This is a genomic window from Staphylococcus saprophyticus subsp. saprophyticus ATCC 15305 = NCTC 7292 (assembly GCF_000010125.1).
Classification (GTDB): domain Bacteria; phylum Bacillota; class Bacilli; order Staphylococcales; family Staphylococcaceae; genus Staphylococcus; species Staphylococcus saprophyticus.
On the sequence record NC_007350.1, the window covers coordinates 2,477,844 to 2,497,027 of the forward strand.

Annotated in this window: 14 protein-coding genes and 1 other annotated feature; of the genes, 10 read left to right on the forward strand and 4 right to left on the reverse strand. The window is 36.6% G+C overall.

Translation table 11 applies throughout. From position 1 onward, the window contains the following. The first annotated feature begins 174 nt into the window (after positions 1–174). Positions 175–544, forward strand: a binding site (T-box leader). A gap of 62 nt (positions 545–606) precedes the next feature. The 10 genes from SSP_RS12115 to SSP_RS12160 all read left to right on the forward strand — a co-directional run bounded on the left by SSP_RS12115 (position 607) and on the right by SSP_RS12160 (position 12,566). Beyond that, positions 607–1,710: a PLP-dependent transferase gene (locus SSP_RS12115; RefSeq protein WP_002484347.1), complete on the forward strand. Its 1,104-nt coding sequence runs from the start codon at positions 607–609 to the stop codon at positions 1,708–1,710. Then, positions 1,707–2,882, forward strand: coding sequence for a cystathionine beta-lyase MetC (gene metC, locus SSP_RS12120; RefSeq protein WP_002484348.1), 1,176 nt, complete (start codon positions 1,707–1,709; stop codon positions 2,880–2,882). The genes SSP_RS12115 and metC overlap by 4 nt, the downstream gene beginning before the upstream one ends. Continuing rightward, entirely contained in the window at positions 2,836–4,677 is a 1,842-nt protein-coding gene (locus SSP_RS12125; protein WP_011304003.1) for a bifunctional homocysteine S-methyltransferase/methylenetetrahydrofolate reductase, read from the forward strand. The genes metC and SSP_RS12125 overlap by 47 nt, the downstream gene beginning before the upstream one ends. Next, entirely contained in the window at positions 4,671–6,917 is a 2,247-nt protein-coding gene (gene metE, locus SSP_RS12130) for a 5-methyltetrahydropteroyltriglutamate--homocysteine S-methyltransferase (RefSeq protein ID WP_103314614.1), read from the forward strand. Before SSP_RS12125 ends, metE begins: the two co-directional genes overlap by 7 nt. A gap of 24 nt (positions 6,918–6,941) precedes the next feature. Further along, positions 6,942–7,682 carry a cyclase family protein gene (locus SSP_RS12135; RefSeq protein WP_011304005.1) on the forward strand — a complete coding sequence of 247 codons (741 nt, stop codon included), beginning with the start codon at positions 6,942–6,944 and terminating at the stop codon, positions 7,680–7,682. A gap of 332 nt (positions 7,683–8,014) precedes the next feature. Then, on the forward strand, positions 8,015–9,892 hold the full coding sequence (locus SSP_RS12140) for an assimilatory sulfite reductase (NADPH) flavoprotein subunit (protein WP_011304006.1): 1,878 nt from the start codon (positions 8,015–8,017) through the stop codon (positions 9,890–9,892). 48 nt (positions 9,893–9,940) lie between these two features. Then, the gene (locus tag SSP_RS12145) at positions 9,941–11,008 is read left to right on the forward strand and encodes a WD40/YVTN/BNR-like repeat-containing protein (protein ID WP_011304007.1); all 1,068 of its coding nucleotides are present in this window, start codon (positions 9,941–9,943) and stop codon (positions 11,006–11,008) included. Between the two features lie 190 nt (positions 11,009–11,198). Continuing rightward, complete coding sequence (locus tag SSP_RS12150) at positions 11,199–11,561, forward strand: LytTR family DNA-binding domain-containing protein (RefSeq protein WP_011304008.1); 363 nt, start codon at positions 11,199–11,201, stop codon at positions 11,559–11,561. Positions 11,562–11,636: 75 nt separating this feature from the next. Further along, on the forward strand, positions 11,637–12,095 hold the full coding sequence (locus SSP_RS12155) for a DUF3021 domain-containing protein (RefSeq protein WP_011304009.1): 459 nt from the start codon (positions 11,637–11,639) through the stop codon (positions 12,093–12,095). A 6-nt stretch (positions 12,096–12,101) separates the two neighbouring features. Beyond that, the gene (locus SSP_RS12160) at positions 12,102–12,566 is read left to right on the forward strand and encodes a DUF4188 domain-containing protein (protein ID WP_011304010.1); all 465 of its coding nucleotides are present in this window, start codon (positions 12,102–12,104) and stop codon (positions 12,564–12,566) included. A 250-nt stretch (positions 12,567–12,816) separates the two neighbouring features. Here the strand turns inward: SSP_RS12160 and SSP_RS12165 are convergent, their stop codons facing one another. The 4 genes from SSP_RS12165 to SSP_RS12180 all read right to left on the reverse strand — a co-directional run bounded on the left by SSP_RS12165 (position 12,817) and on the right by SSP_RS12180 (position 19,175). Next, positions 12,817–14,001 (reverse strand): thiolase family protein, encoded by a 1,185-nt coding sequence (locus SSP_RS12165; RefSeq protein ID WP_011304011.1) that lies wholly within the window; start codon positions 13,999–14,001, stop codon positions 12,817–12,819. A 31-nt stretch (positions 14,002–14,032) separates the two neighbouring features. Continuing rightward, on the reverse strand, positions 14,033–16,291 hold the full coding sequence (locus SSP_RS12170) for a 3-hydroxyacyl-CoA dehydrogenase/enoyl-CoA hydratase family protein (RefSeq protein WP_011304012.1): 2,259 nt from the start codon (positions 16,289–16,291) through the stop codon (positions 14,033–14,035). Positions 16,292–16,349: 58 nt separating this feature from the next. Next, a complete protein-coding gene (locus SSP_RS12175; RefSeq protein ID WP_011304013.1) occupies positions 16,350–17,558 on the reverse strand; it encodes an acyl-CoA dehydrogenase family protein in 1,209 nt (402 codons plus the stop codon). A 90-nt stretch (positions 17,559–17,648) separates the two neighbouring features. After that, positions 17,649–19,175, reverse strand: a complete 1,527-nt coding sequence (locus SSP_RS12180) for a class I adenylate-forming enzyme family protein (RefSeq protein WP_011304014.1) — start codon at positions 19,173–19,175, stop codon at positions 17,649–17,651. Positions 19,176–19,184 lie beyond the last annotated feature (9 nt).

Consider the following 19,184-nt stretch of genomic DNA (forward strand, 5'->3'; position numbering starts at 1 on the left):
TTTCTATTTTCTCTAGCTCGTTTAATTTGATTTATTATTAGATGTGCCTATTATATCATCACTCATCTACCAAAGAATATAGGACAAATAATTAGTTTAATCGAAATTTTCAGATAAGTTGTTGACAAAAGTAATTTTAATGTGTAATCTTGGGTATATCAAATTCGAAATAATAGAAACACAGTAACAAGGAAAGTAGAACTTACACTGCTGACACAGAGAGTCTTCGTAACGCTGAAAGAAGATACAGAAAGAAAGTTTGAAAATGGCCTTTGAGTGTTGATGCCAATATGAGGTATCAACGGGCGCGCCCGTTATAGCGCTACAGTATTAACATTTTGTTAAATGGCGTACTGGATTATTCCACACGTTATCTTCTCGTTAATACTCATTTTATTTATAGAATGGGTTTTTTATTTACGAAAAATGATAACACGATTCAGTCAACGTTACATATACAACAATTTAGCGTACTGGATAAGGTTACTTTAGTGATAATGTAACAAACAAAGGTGGTACCGCGAGCTAAGCTTTCGTCCTTTACATCCGAATTTTCGGGTTTAAAGGACGGGAGCTTTTTTTATTTTTACAAGGAGGTTAACAATTATGAAAAATACTGAACTAGCACAAATCGCATTGTCACATGATCATACAGGCGCCATAGCCAATCCAATTTACTTATCAACAGCATATCAACACCCACATCTCGGTGAGTCAACAGGATATGATTACACACGAACTAAGAACCCAACACGCTCAGCATTTGAGGAGGCATTTGCCAAATTGGAACACGGCACAGCTTCATTTGCAACATCAAGTGGCATGTCTGCTATTCAATTAATATGTAATCTGTTCAAATCTGGTGACGAAATATTGGTATCTTTCGATTTATATGGTGGTACCTTTAGACTTTTCGATTTTTATGAACAACAGTATGGTATCCATTTCAAATATGTTGACTTCCTCAATTATGAAGAAGTGGAACAAAGTATTACAGAACATACTAAAGCATTGTTCATTGAACCAATCTCAAACCCACAAATGATTGAAGTAGATGTAGACCCGTTCTATATCTTAAGCAAAAAATTTAATTTATTAACTATTATAGATAATACATTTTTAACACCATACCTTTCTACGCCATTAGAAGATGGTGCAGATATCGTCTTACATTCAGCTACAAAATATATTGGCGGACATAACGACGTACTTGCTGGTGTGGTAACCGTTAAAGATAATCAACTTGCAGAACAATTAGGACAGTTACACAACATGATTGGTGCTACTTTGTCACCATTCGATAGCTACCTACTCCAACGTGGTTTAAAGACACTCCATTTGAGAATGGATCGTTCAGAATATAATGCGAAATTACTCTCAGAACGATGTAGTGACTTAGAGGCCATCGACAAAGTGCTTTATAGCGGACGTACAGGTATGTTGAGTTTACGTTTAAATAAAGATTATAAAGTGGATAAATTCTTAGAACATTTAAACGTCTGTATTTTTGCAGAAAGTCTTGGTGGTACAGAAACATTTATCACATTTCCATATACACAAACACATGTAGATATGCCAGACGCAGAGAAAGACAAACGGGGCATCGATGAATATTTGATTAGGTTATCCATCGGTATCGAAGACTATGAAGATATCGAACAAGACATTATTCAAGCATTAGAAAAATCTAAACAAGGAGTGATTTCATGAGTTTATCAAAAGAAACTGAAGTAATATTCGATTCACATAGAGGTGTAGATTACGATTCTGCAAATCCTCCTTTATATGATTCTTCAACTTTCCATCAAAAAACGCTTGGCGGCGGTGCACAATATGATTATGCCAGAAGTGGTAATCCAAACCGTGCCTTATTAGAAGAAAAATTAGCTAAATTGGAAGGCGGAAGTCATGCCTTTGCATACGCATCAGGTATCGCAGCCATTTCAGCTGTGTTATTAACTTTAAATGCAGGTGATCATGTCATCTTACCTGATGATGTTTATGGAGGTACGTTTAGATTAACAGAACAAATTCTAACTCGTTTTAATATACAATTTTCAACTATTGATACGACGCATTTAAATGAAATTGAAGAGGCTATTCAAGATAATACTAAACTGATATATATTGAAACACCTTCTAATCCACTGTTTAAAATTACAGACATTAGAGGCGCAGCCGATATTGCTAAAAAACATCATCTCAAACTCGCCGTAGACAATACGTTTATGACACCACTAGGACAATCACCCTTAGCTCTCGGCGCTGATATTGTCGTGCATAGTGCTACCAAATTCTTAAGTGGACATACTGATATTATTGCAGGCGTAGCAATAACAAACGATCAAACGATTGCCGATGCATTATATTTATTACAAAACGGTACAGGTACTGCCCTATCTGCTCAAGATAGTTGGACACTGGCTAAACACTTAAAAACATTACCTGTACGTTTTAATCAATCAGTTGAAAACACTAAAAAACTTTATGAGTATCTAGCGCAACGTGATGAAATTGCAGAAGTCTATTACCCTGGAAATAGCGATTTACATTTATCTCAAGCAAGTCATGGCGGTGCTGTATTAGGTTTCCGCTTAAAAGATGAGACAAAAGCGCAAGATTTTGTAGATGCCCTTTCCTTACCTTTAGTTTCCGTCAGCTTAGGTGGTGTTGAAACAATACTTTCACACCCTGCTACGATGTCACATGCAGCTGTACCTAAAGAAGTAAGAGAAGCCAGAAATATCACTTTTGGATTATTTAGATTAAGCGTTGGATTAGAAACTGCAGATGAATTAATCTCTGATCTAAATTATGCATTTAAGGAGGCCTTCAATGAGTCAACTACTCGACAAACTAAAGCACAACATATTAGTAGCTGATGGTGCGATTGGAACCATTCTATATTCAGAAGGTCTAGATACATGCCCAGAAGCCTATAATATTACACATCCAGATAAAGTGGCGCGCATTCATCGTTCTTATATAGACGCTGGTGCCGATATTATTCAAACCAATACGTATGGTGCTAATTTTGAAAAGTTAAAACCTTTTGGTCTTGAGCATAAAGTTAAAGACATTCACTACGCAGCAGTAGAAATTGCTAAACAAGCTGCAAACGACGACACCTTTATTTTAGGCACAGTAGGTGGATTCAGGGGTATCAAACAAGAAGATTTAGAATTATCATCGATTCAATATCATACAGAAATACAAATTGAGACATTAATCGATGCAGGTGTTGATGGCATTCTATTTGAAACATATTACGATTTAGAAGAGCTTACAACCATTATCAAAGCTACTAAACGTAAATATGATATTCCGATTATTGCTCAAATCACGGCTTTAAATACAAACTATTTAAGAAATGGTACTGAAATCAATACAGCCTTGCAACAAGTTGTTAAGAGCGGTGCTGATATTGTTGGACTGAATTGTCATCACGGTCCCCACCATATGCAACAATCGTTTTCACATATTGAACTGCCCGATGGTGCTTATCTATCATGTTATCCAAACGCAAGTTTATTAGATATTGAAAATAGTCAATTTAAATATAGTGATAATGCAGCTTATTTTGGAAAAGTAGCTGAGCAACTCATCAATGAAGGCGTTCGTTTAATTGGCGGCTGTTGTGGCACGACACCTGAGCATATTCAATACATCAAATCATCGGTCTCAGATTTAAAACCGGTAAACCAAAAAAATGTCATTCCTATCGCTAAATATACGGGTCATTCGGAGAAACCAACACAAAAACAAAATCTAACATCAAAGGTTAAACACAGACCTACAATTATCGTTGAACTAGATACACCGAAACATCTTGACACAGACTTATTTTTCAGAAATATCAAAAAACTCGACGATGCCAAGATTGATGCCGTAACCTTAGCTGATAATTCGTTAGCCACAGTAAGAATCAGTAATGTTGCCGCAGCGAGTATCATTAAACAACAATATGACATCGAACCTTTAGTCCATATCACTTGTCGTGATCGCAATTTGATTGGCTTACAATCACATTTACTTGGCCTATCACTCTTAGGTATTAATGAAATTTTGACCATTACAGGTGATCCTTCAAAGATTGGGCACCTTCCAGGCGCAACCAATGTATACGATGTGAATTCTAAAGGGTTAACTGAAATTGCTTTACGCTTCAATCAAGGTATTAACACAGACGGTGATGCGCTGAAGACGCAGACGAACTTCAACATCGCAGGGGCATTTGATCCAAATGTAAGAAAATTAGACGGTGCTGTACGACGGTTAGAGAAAAAATTAGAAAGTGGTACCCACTACTTTATAACCCAACCGGTCTATAGCAAAGAGAAAATTAAAGAAGTCTATGAAGCAACCAAACATTTAGATGTGCCATTGTTTATTGGCATTATGCCTGTCACTAGTTATAACAACGCATTATTTTTACACAATGAAGTACCAGGCATTAAATTGTCAGAAGACATTCTCGAACAATTTGAAGCTGTTAAAGATGATAAAGCAAAAACAAAATCATTGAGCATTGAATTATCAAAAGCATTGATCGACACAGTGCATGAATATTTTAATGGCTTGTATTTAATTACACCATTCCAAAAGGTCGATTATACACTGGAACTTGCAAATTATTCAAAATCAATTACTTCAACTAAACAGGAGGCAATATTATGACAATTCAAACATCAAACTTAGGTTTTCCGAGATTAGGTAGAAAGAGAGAATGGAAAAAAGCCATCGAGGGCTACTGGGCAAATAAATATGATTTAGAAACATTACATCAACAATTAACAGATTTGCACAAAGAGAATTTATTGCTACAAAAAAATTATAATTTATCTAGTATTCCGGTTGGCGATTTTTCTTTATATGACCATATTCTTGATACATCATTACTTTTCAATATCATTCCTGAACGTTTCCAAGGTAGAGATATCGATGATGACTTACTATTTGATATTGCCAGAGGTAACAAAGAACATGTTGCAAGTGCCTTAATTAAATGGTTCAACACAAATTATCATTATATTGTACCTGAATGGGACAATGCTGAACCAAAATTAAATAAAAATGTATTATTAGAACGCTTTAACTATGCAAAATCATTAAACGTCAACGCACACCCTGTGATCGTTGGTCCAATTACGTTTGTTAAGTTATCTAAAGGTGGCGACCAATCATTTGAAGAAAAAGTACAAACATTATTGCCATTATATAAAGAAGTCTTACAATCACTCGTTGATGCAGGCGCAGAGTATATTCAAATTGATGAACCTGCACTTGTTACGGACGATAGCGTAGATTACGAAGACATCACAAAAACGGCATATAATTATTTTTCTGAAGCAAACTTAGGTGATTACCTAGTCGTTCAAACTTACTTTGAACGCGTAAACTTATCATTCTTAAACAGCCTACCAATCAGAGGTATCGGTCTAGATTTCGTACACGACCACGGCTTTAATCTTAAACAAATTGAAGACGGCCAATTTGATCGTACGAAGACACTCTATGCAGGTATTATTGATGGTCGTAATGTATGGGCTGCTGATATAGAAGCTAAAAAAGAGCTTATCGAAACATTACAAAATTATACAGATGACCTTGTCATTCAACCTTCATCTTCATTATTACACGTTCCAGTATCACTTGATGATGAAACACTTGATACTTCTATTGCAGAAGGATTAAGTTTTGCTACTGAAAAACTAGATGAACTCGATGCGTTAAAACGTTTATTCAACAAAGACGATGATCAAAAATACAATGAATTGAAAGCCCGCTATGAACGCTTTCAAAACCAATCATTTAAAAATCTTGAATACGACTTTGATAGCGTCAGAACTTCTAGACAATCAGCATTTAAAGAACGTAAAAAAGCACAAGACGCACGCCTAAATTTACCTGATTTACCAACAACTACGATCGGTTCATTCCCACAATCTCAAGAAGTACGTAAATACCGTGCTGATTGGAAAAATAACCGTATCACTGATGAAGCATATAAAACATTTCTAAAAAATGAAATTGCACGTTGGATAAAAATTCAAGAAGATATCGGTTTAGATGTTCTGGTACATGGTGAATTTGAACGTAACGACATGGTAGAGTTCTTTGGTGAAAAACTTCAAGGTTTCCTAGTTACAAAATATGGCTGGGTACAATCGTACGGTTCACGTGCGGTTAAACCACCTGTTATTTATGGTGATGTTAAATGGACAGAGCCACTTACTGTCAAAGAAACATTATACGCACAAAGTTTAACTGATAAACCAGTTAAAGGTATGCTTACTGGTCCTGTCACTATTTTAAACTGGTCATTTGAACGTGTTGACTTACCACGTGAAGAGGTTCAAGACCAAATTGCATTAGCAATTAATGAAGAAGTATTAGCGCTTGAAAGTGAAGGTATTCAAATCATACAAGTTGATGAGCCAGCATTAAGAGAAGGCTTACCACTTCGTTCAGAATACCATGCAGACTATCTAGATAAAGCCGTTCGTTCATTCAAACTCTCAACATCTTCAGTCGCTGATGAAACACAAATTCACACGCATATGTGCTATTCTCAATTCGGTCAAATTATTCATGCAATCTATGATTTAGATGCGGATGTTATTTCTATTGAAACTTCTCGTAGCCATGGTGATTTGATTCAAGATTTTGAAGATATTACTTATGATTTAGGTATTGGTTTAGGTGTATACGATATTCACAGTCCAAGAATTCCAACTGAATCAGAAATTACAGCTGCAATTAACAGAGCATTACAAGAAATAGATCGTTCATTATTCTGGGTAAATCCAGATTGCGGTTTGAAGACGCGTAAAGAAGATGAAGTTAAAGAAGCCTTAAGTGTGTTAGTTAATTCTGTCGATAAATTACGTAAATCAACAAATCCAGCAACTGTTTAAAATTAACTTAAATAGGTGATGCGTATGAGTTATCCTTTATGGAAGCAATTAGAAGAATTAAAATCAGCAACGTGGGTCGATTTGACCCACACTTTTGATGAAACCATACCGTGTTTTAGCGAATTTGAACGGGCCCAAGTGTCGACACTATTCAATGTCGCAGACGACGGATTCTATGTTCAAAATTGGAATGTTGTGAGTCAGTATGGTACCCATATTGATGCACCGATTCATTTTGTGGAACATACGCGCTATTTACATGAATTAAATTTAAAAGAACTTGCCCTACCACTCGTTGTTTTAGATTTTTCACAAAGCGTTAAAGCAAATTCGGATTTCATCTTAACACGTCGACACATTGAACAATGGGAAGCTGATAACGGCCCTATTGAGCAAGGCACCTTTGTTGCATTTAGAAGTGATTGGTCTAAACGTTGGCCCAACATTGAAGCTTTCGAGAATAAAGATGATGCTGGTGCGCTCCATTTACCTGGATGGGGACTAGACGCATTAAAGTATTTATTTGAAGAGCGCCATGTGAAAGCCATCGGTCATGAAACATTTGATACCGATGCCTCTATCGATGTCGCAAAAAACGGTGACATTATTGGTGAGCGTTATGTATTAGGTCAAGATACTTTCCAAGTAGAACTACTGACAAATCTTGATCAACTCCCAAGTCGAGGGGCAATTATTTACACAATCAGTCCTAAGCCTAAAGATGCGCCAGGTTTTCCTGTACGCGCATTTGCTATAAAACCTTAAACATATATTCGTATACGACAACATCGTATTTCGTTTATTACTATTAAAACCTAGCCATTATATTAAAAATTAAGAACTTGAGCACTTCTTAATTTACGATTCTCCTTTAAAATATATAACATGCCCGCATCATTATCGATATGATGTGGGCATATTTAAGTGTACTGGATATATGAGCTGTATAGGTCATTAGTTTGATTTTCAAATAAATGATAATTCCTATCATTTAAAATGATTCAATCAATGTTATAATTCAATAAAATTCAATATAGTTTATCATAGGGCAAATGCACCTATTTTCTATATAAATATAATCAATAGAGGTGACATCCGTGCAACTGAACCAAACCAACACCCCTTTTAATGAGGAACAATTGGCACTTATCAATCAACTACTACCTATGTTAACACCTGAACAACAACATTGGTTAAGTGGTTATCTACTCAATCCAGCAACAACTTCAGTGTCAGATAACAAAACGGACATACAAGAAAATGAGGCTGGTATTACCGAAACAGAAACTAGCACTTCTACTGACCAGTCCGTGTCAGAACCTGTATCAGCTTCAACAGAACCACTAGACGTGCATGTACTATATGGTACTGAAACTGGTAATGCTGAAGAAATTGCTGAAACATTTGAAACAAAACTCAAATCCCAGAACTTAAATGTCCATCTCTGGGATATGGATGATTTTCCGAGAGATTCATTACCTGAGGTTGAACACCTTTTTATTATTTGTTCAACACAAGGCGTTGGCGAACCACCTATCAATGCGTTAGATTTATATGATTACCTTCACGGTGATGATGCGCCACAATTAGATCAAGTCAACTTTGCGGTACTAGCGCTTGGTGACCAAGATTTTCCTGATTTTTGCCAAGCTGGTAAAGACTTTGATTATATCTTAGGTCAACTCGGTGCGAATAGAGTGGCAGATAGAGTGGATTGCGACTTTGATTATGAAGAGACAGCTGAACAATGGATTACCAACATGCTTGAGCTATTAACACAAGCCTCATCCAATACAAATGAAGAGACGCCTAGCGTTGAAAATGAGGACGTCACAATAGAAGAACCTCAAGCACCTTATTCAAAATCTAATCCTTTTCAAGCAGAAGTACTGAAAAATACCATTCTTACACAACCAGAAGCTTCTCGAGAAGTAAGACACCTTGAAATATCACTTGAAGGTTATCGTGAGGCCTATGAACCCGGTGATAGCTTAGTTGTTATCCCACAAAACGATCCTGTACTCGTGAACCAACTCATCGATGCACTTAATTGGGATGCTGAAACACCTATTCAAATGAACGACAGTGATTCAATGCGTTCGCTTAAAGAGGCTTTAACACATGATTTTGAAATTGCAAAATTAACGCCTGTGCTGATGAAAAATGCTGCAGAATTATTAGGTAATCCCATGTTAAATGCTAATATTCAAAAATCGGAATGGGTCCAAAACTATATTTACGGTAAAGATGTCATTGATTTAATTAGAGATTTTACGCCTGTTGCGCTTGAACCCAACATGCTACCACAACTGTTAAGAAAATTACCGCCACGAGAATATTCAATTGCAAGTAGTAACAAGGTAAATCCTAATAGTGTACACATTACTGTACGTGTTGTGAAATACGAAGCACATCGTCGTGAACGCTTTGGTGTTTGTTCTGTCCAATTAGCAGATCGTACGTCTGTTGGGGATAAGCTACCTGTATACTTGAAAAAGAATCCAAATTTCAAATTTCCATATGACACAGAAACACCTGTCATCATGATTGGTGCAGGTACAGGCATTGCGCCTTATCGTGCTTATCTTCAAGAAAGAGCTTATCTCAATCTTAAAGGTGAGCAATGGTTGATTTTTGGCAATCAAAATTATCATCATGATTTTCTTTATAAAGATGATTTGGAACAATGGCTCGAAGAAGGTGTATTAAGCAAATTAGACTTAGCCTTCTCAAGAGAAACTGAAAATAAAATTTACGTCCAACACCGCATCGAAGAAAATAGTGCTGAATTCTATAAATGGATTCAGGCAGGTGCCACAATTTACCTGTGTGGTAATAAAGATGAGATGGCAAGCGGTGTACACGAATCATTAATTAAAGTACTCATCAAAGAAGGTAACTTGGATGAAACTGAAGCCGAAGCCTATTTGACAGAAATGATTAAAAATCAACGTTACCAACGTGATGTATATTAAGTACATCACAAATAGACTTCAAAAAATGATAAAAAAGAGGCTAATCTGATGAGTCAATTCATAGCAACATATGCAAATACACTATTATTAGTTAAACAAGTTAATGGTCGTTTTCATATAGAAAAGAAACTAGAAGGAATGAACCCCACCGCCATCGCTCAGGATCCATTCAATCCTGACATATTATATTGTGGCACGTTTGATCGCGGTTTGTGGAAAAGCGTGGACAAAGGCGATTCATGGTTACCTATTGGCACACGCTTTACGTATAATAGTCCTTTTAAAAAGCAAGACATTCCTATGACATCCATTACTGCAGTCTCAGTCATAGATACAGGTAACAATACTGGTGCGGTATTAGTAGGTACAGAACCAAGTGCACTCTTTATTTCCTATGATCAAGGTGACTCATTTGAATTACTGACAGATTTCGCACATATTCCTGGAAAAGAACAATGGTTTTTCCCTCCAAGACCGCACACACATCACGTTAAATGGTTAGATAACAATCATCGCTCGCCCAATATCATTTCTCTTACAATTGAGGCTGGTGGTTTGATTCAATCTACAGATTCTGGACAACATTGGGAAGTACCGCAAACGGATCATGCGCCTATCGATATTCACGTACTCAAAAGTCATGACGAGCATCCCAACAAATTATATGGCGTTCTCGGAGATGCCTTTTTAAATGGTGGTAGAGATACCTTTATTGAAAGTGATGACTACGGTAAAACATGGACAACATTTATAGATGGCATTGAGCATAGATATGGTTATGGCTTGGCAATCAATTCAAATAATGCTGAGAATATCGTCATCTCAACATCAAATTCGCCAATGAATGCCCATAGTTATGAAAGTCACACATTTTCAACCATTTATGCTATTGATAAATCACGAGATAATGCCTGGATTGAAGCAACTGAAGGCTTACCTTCCACAAATGGCACGCTTATCTCCGCTGTCACTGAAAGAGATGGTATCTTTTATATTGCGAATAATAAAGGTATCTTCTCTTCCGACAATGGTGGTAAAAGTTGGCATCCTTTGAACATAACATGGCCAAATGAATTAACAGAGCAACATGTTTATCAATTGATCACTTTAGACTAAGTAATGTTAGTATAGATGATATAAGTAAACACCCAAAAGATTGTATGATAAATTCAATCTTTTGGGTGTTTTTATTTACACGTTTTTACCCTTAATCGCGCCACTTAGCTTCATATAGAAGCCACTTGCCTGTCTATATAGTATTACAATCAAAAATTTGTTTTACTTAATGTAAGGGGAGGGACTGAACATGAAAGTAAAGGTTGTTTATGATCAAACATTAGACGAAGATGAAATCATACTATACGCGCATAAAGATGCCAACAATTTATCAGATATTATCAACTCAATTCAACAATTATCTCAAAATATATTATTTCCCGGAAAATACAACGAAACCATCTATTATCTTAAACCACAAGATATCATTTGTTTTCGGATAGAAAATAAGATATTAAATGTTATCACCGCTCAACGTCAATATACGATGAATCAACGTTTATACGAAATAAAAGCACAGCTTAATCATAGCTTTCTACAAATTTCAAAATCTGAAATCATCAATGTGAACTTCATTGATTATCTAACATTAAATAAAAAATGGCACGATTGAAATTCGTTTTACTGATCAATCATTTACGTACTCTTCTAGAAGATACTTACCATTAATTAAGGAGGCTTTAAAGCTATGAAACGATTCTTTCACGGTGTAACCATTGGTATTACGATTGGCGTCTTTGTCTCTTTAATATTTTCAACACTATTTGCGCACCACCAATTTCATCCAGTTTCTCCAGAATCAACGATGGGTAGCATTTACTTTGCACATTTAACTGAATTACAAATTATGTTTATTGCTGTTGTGATATGGGCATTAATCGGTATCACATTCAGTTATGGCGCGCTTATCTTTTCGAATTCACGAAAGACATTATGGTTTAAAACATTAACTCACTTTAGTTTAATGCTCATCATCATGTTCCCACTGGCTATATTAGCTGGATGGTTTCCTCTTAAACTTTCAGCAATCATACTATTTGTGGTCATTTATACAATTGTTTATTTTATCATTTGGGGTATTGAAACAAGACGTAATCAACAAGATATAGACGAAATTAATACCATGCTCTCAAAACGGAAGGGATGATTTGATATGAATCAAGGTCGTTATACTGTACTACCTAATGAATCGGTCACTGTATTTTTGATTGGCCTTCACATCAACAAGTGGTATAAAGTCCATCACTGGTTGCCTGTACTTTTAGCTATGCCACCAATGCTCTCGGAATTATCAAAGGATAAATCACTCGGTTGTTTATCTTATGAAATGTTGTTTAAATATCGTGGTGTTATGATCGTTCAATATTGGGAAACAAACGAAAAATTGCTTAGTTATGCAAAAATGCCTGTACATTTAAAAGCTTGGCGCAAATTCTCGAAAAAATTAAAGCATAATGAAGCCGTTGGTTTTTACCATGAAACATATAATGTAGATTCCCATCAATATGAAAATATTTATATCAATATGCCTGATTTCGGTCTCGGCAAAGCACTCGGTAATGAACCTGTAAGCAAAGCCACACATACTGCAAAACAACGACTAAAAAAACATACTTAACGCGTATTTTAAATCAAACGATATCATAATCATAGAGTTGAAGTTGAAATGTCAAAGGCATACGTACTGTCACAATAACAATCATTTATTACAAGATAGTTATAGCATCTTTTACTGAAATTCATAAATGTCATTCGCATAAAAAGAAAACGACAATTTCCATTACTGCAGAAATTGTCGTTTTTATTTTGAAATGTTTATATCCCAAATATTTTATTTATTGTTATAACTTCATTTACTAATCCATGTGTTATCTCACATATTCAAAAATTCCAGCTGCGCCCATACCTACACCGATACACATGGTAACCATACCGTATCGTGTTTCTGGGCGTTTCTTCATTTCAGACAATAAGCGCCCTACTAACATCGCACCTGTAGCACCAAGTGGATGTCCAAGTGCAATGGCACCGCCATTTACATTCGTCTTCTCAGCATCTAATCCCACTTCTCTCATAGAAGCCAATGTTTGAGAAGCGAATGCTTCATTTAATTCTACTAAATCAATATCATTAACGTCTAAGTTAGCTTGTTCCAATACTTCTGGAATCGCATATGCTGGACCGATACCCATCAATTTAGGATCTACCCCTACTGCTTTAAATCCAACAAAGCGTGCAATAGGTTCTACGCCTAGCTCCTTCACTTTGTCACCAGACATCACAACGACAAAACCTGAGCCATCTGTTAATGGGGCCGAGGAGCCTGCCGTCACTGTACCGTCAGCCTTAAATACGGTTGGTAATTTAGCTAAAGTTTCTTTATTTGTATCTGGTCTAATGAGTTCATCTTCTTTAAATACTGCTTTACTAACAACAGGTCCATTGTCATCATATGTTACTTGATTGACTTCAATAGGTATAATTTCATCATCAAATTTACCAGATTGTTGCGCTTCTGCTGCGCGTTGATGACTTTGAACTGCATATGCGTCTTGATCTTCTCTAGAAACATGATATGTTTCTGCTACCATTTCCGCTGTAAGCCCCATCGGGTATGAAACGCCTGAATCTTCATCTTGAAGAATCGGATTATTCGTTGGTTCATTACCACCCATTGGCACAGCGCTCATCAATTCAATACCACCTGCGACAATAACATCTGCCTGATCGGCAATAATTTGATTTGCTGCATGTGCAATAGTTTGAAGTCCTGATGAGCAATAACGATTGACCGTTTGACCTGGTACTTCATTCGGTAGACCTGCTAGCAAAGCAATGGTTCTAGCGATATTTTGCCCTTGTAAACCTTCTGGGAATGAATTCCCTACAATGACATCTTCAACCATACTCGGTTCAAACGAACCACCGACTCTTTCTAATACACCTTTTAATACTTTTGCAGCAACCTCATCTGGTCTTTCATGTGCCATAGCACCATTTTTGGCTTTGCCAGCTGCTGAACGTCCGTAAGCTACTATATATGCGTCTCGCATTTAAATTCACCCTTCCTGTACTGATTCATAATTAGTTGCGTAGTGGTTTACCAGTTTCTAAGATATGAGAAATTCTGTCATATGTTTTTTTGTTTTGTAACAATTCTAAAAATCTCTCTTTTTCAAGCTTTTGCAAATATCTTTGATTGATATATGTGTTACGAGGAATATCTCCACCGCCTAATACTTCAGCCACTTTCAACGTAATCTCGTAATCATAGTCACTAATGAAATGACCTATACGCTGCGCATCCAACTGTCCTTCTGCCAGCGCTTTAAAGTCTTTGCCTAAAGCAATATACTGTGCTTTTGGTGTTGGAATATAATTTGTTTGCGATTCATAACGCGCTCGGTTTAAAGCAACTTCGACACGTTTTTCTGTATTTAAAATAATTGTATCTGTATTTCTTAAATAACCATATCTAACCGCTTCATATGCGTTAGTTGATACTTTGGCAAAGCCGATTTGCATGAGTATATCAGTAATTGATTTTTGTTTGTCATCATTTTTATGGTTTGTGCGAAGAATTCTATCTGATAACTCTGCAAGTCCGCCACCTGCAGGTAATAATCCGACACCTGTCTCAACTAGACCAATATATGATTCACTGGCAGCAACAACAATCGGTGAATGTAGTACAAGTTCACAGCCACCACCAAGCGCTTTACCTTGTACAGCTGTAACAATCGGTTTAAGCGCATATTTTAATCTTGCAAAGACATGATGCAGTTGCTCAACGGCTGCACCGACTTCTTCTACAACGCGTCCTTCTTCATGTGCTTGTTTCATTTGGAATAAGTTTGCACCGACACTGAAATTAAATCCACCTGCGTAAATCACCATGCTACTATAGTCTTCACGCTCTAATGTATCGATAGCTTCAAGTAAGTCATCAAGGAAGCTATTTGAAATAACATTATTCTTACTTTGTAGTTTTAGTAATAATTGATCTTTATTTGCTACAGACAGATTAGAATCTGATCTATCCCATAGTTCTTGATCAACATATTCCGCTACGGGCGTAATGCGCTCGATAGTCTCACCTTTTGCATAAAATGATTCATTGCGTTGCTCTATCCAATCAGGTAACTGTCCTACCTCTTCTTTCATACGTGCTTTCACACGTTCGAAACCCATTAAATCCCATAATTGGAATGGACCTTGTTTCCAGTTAAAGCCCCATACAAGCGCTCTATCAATGTCTTTGAAAGATTCTGCCGCTTTAGGTACATTAATTGCTGAATAATAGAAGTTATTTCTTAGCGTCTCCCATAAAAACACACCAGCATCATCTTGTGCATTAAAAATGACATCTAAATTTTTAGCTAAATCTTTGCCGAATTGACCTAATATTTCTAAATGTGGTTTCTGTGGCTCAACATAATCATTTTGTTTAGAATCAAAGACGTAACGCTTTTTGTTTACCTTTTTATAGAATCCTTGTTTTGTTTTATTGCCGAGTGCACCTTTTTCTGCAAGTTTTTCGGATAGTTTCACATCATGGAAGAATGGTTGTTCTTCAGGTATTTGTTGTAGTCCTTTAATAACTGCAATCGCGATATCAAGACCTACCAAATCTGATAAACCATAAGTTCCCATTTTTGGACGCCCGATACTGCGACCTGTCAGTGCATCTACTTCTGTGATTGAAAATCCTTGTACTTCTGCGCGATACATAATGTCGTTCATTGTTTGTGTACCAACACGGTTCGCTACAAATCCAGGTACATCGTTAGCAACGATAACACCTTTACCTAACACGTCTTCAGCAAAACGTTGCACGCGATCGACAACCGATTTCGAAGTCTTGCTATTAGGAATCACTTCAACTAATTTCATGATGCGTGGTGGATTAAAGAAATGCATTCCGAAAAATCTTTCTTTGTCACTATCTTCAAAGACATCTGCAATTGATTCGATTGGAATACCTGACGTATTCGTGGCAAATATTGCTTCGTCTTTAGCCACGTCTTTCACTTTGTTCCAAATTTGATGTTTGATATCAACTTCTTCTTTTACTGCTTCAATATAGATATCTGCATCGTCTTCCCCTGCTAAATCCTCATTAAAATTACCGTACGTCAGGTTAGAGGCAAATGATAAATCGAATAATTGTGGACGTTTAGGATTTGTGATAATTTCATATGCTTTTTTTGAAATTTTATTTGGTTCGTTCTCGTCAATCACAATATCTAGTAATTTTACTTTTAATCCTGCGTTGACTAGTAGCGCAGCAATTTGACTCCCCATTGTTCCTGCACCTAACACCGTTGCTTTTCTTATTGTCATACTAAACCCTCCAAATTTAATGTTCTGAATTAATGCGTTATATCAATGCGTTCATCTATTAGATAAACGCGGAATCACCTGTCAATGCACGGCCTATGACAAGTGCGTTAATTTCATGTGTACCTTCATATGTGTAGATAGCTTCTGCATCCGCAAAGAATCGGGCAATATCATACTCACCAGCTAGAATACCATTTCCGCCATGAACCCCTCTGCCCATCGCAACAGACTCTCTTAGACGTAAGGCATTCATCATCTTAGCTGTAGAAGTAGCCACTTCATCATATTCTCCATTTGCCTGCATGCGCGCCAATTGTGCACATGTTGCCATGGCTTGTGCAAGATTTCCTTGCATCATGGCTAATTTCTCTTGAATTAACTGGAATTTACTAATTTCTTTACCAAATTGTTTACGCTTCGTTACATAATCTGTTGTGGCTTTTAACGCACCTGCCATAGCGCCTGTCGCCATGTATGCAACGCCTGCACGTGTTGAGTAAAGTACTCGTGCAATATCTTTAAAGCTATTAATATTTTGTAGACGTTGTTCTTCTTTGACGACTACGTTGTTCAAATGAATATTTGTATTCGGTACGATACGTAAGGCAATTTTATTTTCAATCACATCGATTTCGACACCTTCTTGACTGGGTTCGATAATAAAGCCTTTAGGTTTGCCAGTTTCTACATCAACTGCATAGACTGGAATCACATCTGCTACATTGGCACCGCCAATCCATTTCTTCTGTCCATTGATAATCCATTTATCACCATCTCGTTTGGCAGTGGTTTCAAGACCGCCAGCAACATCAGAGCCATGTTCGGGTTCTGTTAATGCGAAACAGGTACGTAATTCATGTGATTGTAATTTCGGTAAATAGTAAGCTTGTTGTTCTTTACTGCCTCCAAACCAAAATGAATTATGACCGAGTCCTTGGTGTACACCGAGTAATGTTGCTAGAGATACATCAAATTTCGCTATTGTATACGACATAAAGAATTGGAATAATTGGCTAGGCGTTTTTTCACCTTCACGTCCCTCAAAAAGCAATGGATTTTGGAAGTAATTTAATTTTCCTAATTCCTCAAAATAGTCTTCAGGCTCAGTTGCATTTAACCAATGTTCATTAACAGAATCACGATATTTTTCTTCTAACATATCGTTAAGTTGTTTTAATAATTTCACTTCTCCTTCCGTTAAATCTTTTGCGATACTTAAAATATCTTCTGGGTATAATGCTTTGATTACTTCTTCTTTTGTTGGCATAATATAAACCTCCATTTATTATGATTGCGCTTACATTTACAGTTAAAAATTTTTCCAACTTTTAAATACATCCTGCTTCAAATCGACGGGTTATGTTAATTCGTCTTTACTTTGGTCTTGCTTTTGCGCTTTGTCATTCATATATTTTTGAATTTCTAATTTATCTGGTTTCGATGTTGAGTTTAATGGAATATGTGTTAATTTGAGATACAATCTCGGTATTTTATAACCCGCAATATGTTCTCGCATATGTGCATCTAATTTCTGTTCAAAATCTGGATCATCTTCTGTTAAAACAACTGCTGCTGAAACTGACTCCCCGTATTTCGGACTATCATAACCGACCACAACACCTTGAGCGACAAGTGGATGTTCTGATAGTACCCTTTCAACTTCGGAAGGGAGAACATTTTCACCGCCAGTAATAATCATCTCTTTGCGGCGATCCACTATATAAACATCTCCATCTTCATCTATCTTGGCTAAATCTCCTGTTAAGAAAAATTCACCACTAAATGCTTTGGCTGTTTCTTCTGGTTTATTCCAATAACCTGGCGTCACATTATTACCTCTAACGCCCAGTTCTCCAATTTCTCCAACTTGTACTTCTTCAAAATTATCATCGAAGATACGGGTATCTGTGAACATCACGGGTTGCCCAATACTCGCTGGTTTACGTTCGTTATTCGCTGCTGTATTGACGCTGACAAGTGGTGCCTCTGTTAAACCATAACCTGTAATAATAGGAATTCCCAAGCTCACAAATTTTTTCTGTACAGTTGGTAAAGGCGCTGCCCCCCCTTGTATGAGGAATTCAATATTGGCAAAGTTCTTTAAATCAAAGTTGTCAGCAACCAACATGGCGTAGTACATCGTTGGGATTTGAATTAAGAAATTCGGTTGATATTGAGCCATTAAATCATTTAATGATTCACCGTTAAAGTACCGTTGTAATACCAATGTTCCACCTGCCATTAATAATGGAATCGTTAAGTCATTAAATCCTAGTACATGAAACATCGGTGTTGAAATAATGGTTGTATAGGATGCGTATACTTTGTATGTCAATGCTGTGTTAATTGGATTATTTACAAATGAATCATAAGAGAACATCACGCCTTTTGGTAATCCTGTCGTACCACTCGTGTACATTAAAGATGCTAAATCATCACCTTCAACACTAACCGTTGTAAAAGGACGATGATGGGTTGGATCAACGATATCATCATATGTCTTAGAATCAATATCCATATGAATCAGTTCATCTGCGATGCCTTCTAAACTTGATAAATGCTTTGCTGAATAAAATATTAATTTCACATCAGAATCAGCAATCACGCTTTCAATTTCCTGTGTCTTTAATCGCCAATTAATGGGCAAATACACAGCGCCTAGTTTGAATGAAGCAAACAATAGGTCTAATAACGCAACATCATTTGGTGAAAAAATACCAACAACATCACCACGTTGAACCCCTTGTTCTTGTAGATAATTCGCCAAGTTCTCTGCTCTAATATTTAAATCTTGATATGTCCATTCTGTACCTTTGAATGGATCAATGACCGCTGCTTTTGGTTCGTCAAACGTTGCTCTTGTTTTAATCCAGTCGTAGTTCATATTTTTCTC

What these genes read in the sequence shown, in the direction of transcription:
- SSP_RS12150 (WP_011304008.1), top strand. Translation starts at nt 11,199, where the DNA reads ATGAAAGTAAAGGTTGTTTATGATCAAACATTAGACGAAGATGAAATC.
- SSP_RS12125 (WP_011304003.1), top strand. Translation starts at nt 2,836, where the DNA reads ATGAGTCAACTACTCGACAAACTAAAGCACAACATATTAGTAGCTGAT.
- SSP_RS12170 (WP_011304012.1), bottom strand. Translation starts at nt 16,291, where the DNA reads ATGACAATAAGAAAAGCAACGGTGTTAGGTGCAGGAACAATGGGGAGT.
- SSP_RS12155 (WP_011304009.1), top strand. Translation starts at nt 11,637, where the DNA reads ATGAAACGATTCTTTCACGGTGTAACCATTGGTATTACGATTGGCGTC.
- SSP_RS12165 (WP_011304011.1), bottom strand. Translation starts at nt 14,001, where the DNA reads ATGCGAGACGCATATATAGTAGCTTACGGACGTTCAGCAGCTGGCAAA.
- SSP_RS12175 (WP_011304013.1), bottom strand. Translation starts at nt 17,558, where the DNA reads ATGCCAACAAAAGAAGAAGTAATCAAAGCATTATACCCAGAAGATATT.
- SSP_RS12135 (WP_011304005.1), top strand. Translation starts at nt 6,942, where the DNA reads ATGAGTTATCCTTTATGGAAGCAATTAGAAGAATTAAAATCAGCAACG.
- metC (WP_002484348.1), top strand. Translation starts at nt 1,707, where the DNA reads ATGAGTTTATCAAAAGAAACTGAAGTAATATTCGATTCACATAGAGGT.
- SSP_RS12115 (WP_002484347.1), top strand. Translation starts at nt 607, where the DNA reads ATGAAAAATACTGAACTAGCACAAATCGCATTGTCACATGATCATACA.
- SSP_RS12180 (WP_011304014.1), bottom strand. Translation starts at nt 19,175, where the DNA reads ATGAACTACGACTGGATTAAAACAAGAGCAACGTTTGACGAACCAAAA.
- SSP_RS12145 (WP_011304007.1), top strand. Translation starts at nt 9,941, where the DNA reads ATGAGTCAATTCATAGCAACATATGCAAATACACTATTATTAGTTAAA.
- SSP_RS12160 (WP_011304010.1), top strand. Translation starts at nt 12,102, where the DNA reads ATGAATCAAGGTCGTTATACTGTACTACCTAATGAATCGGTCACTGTA.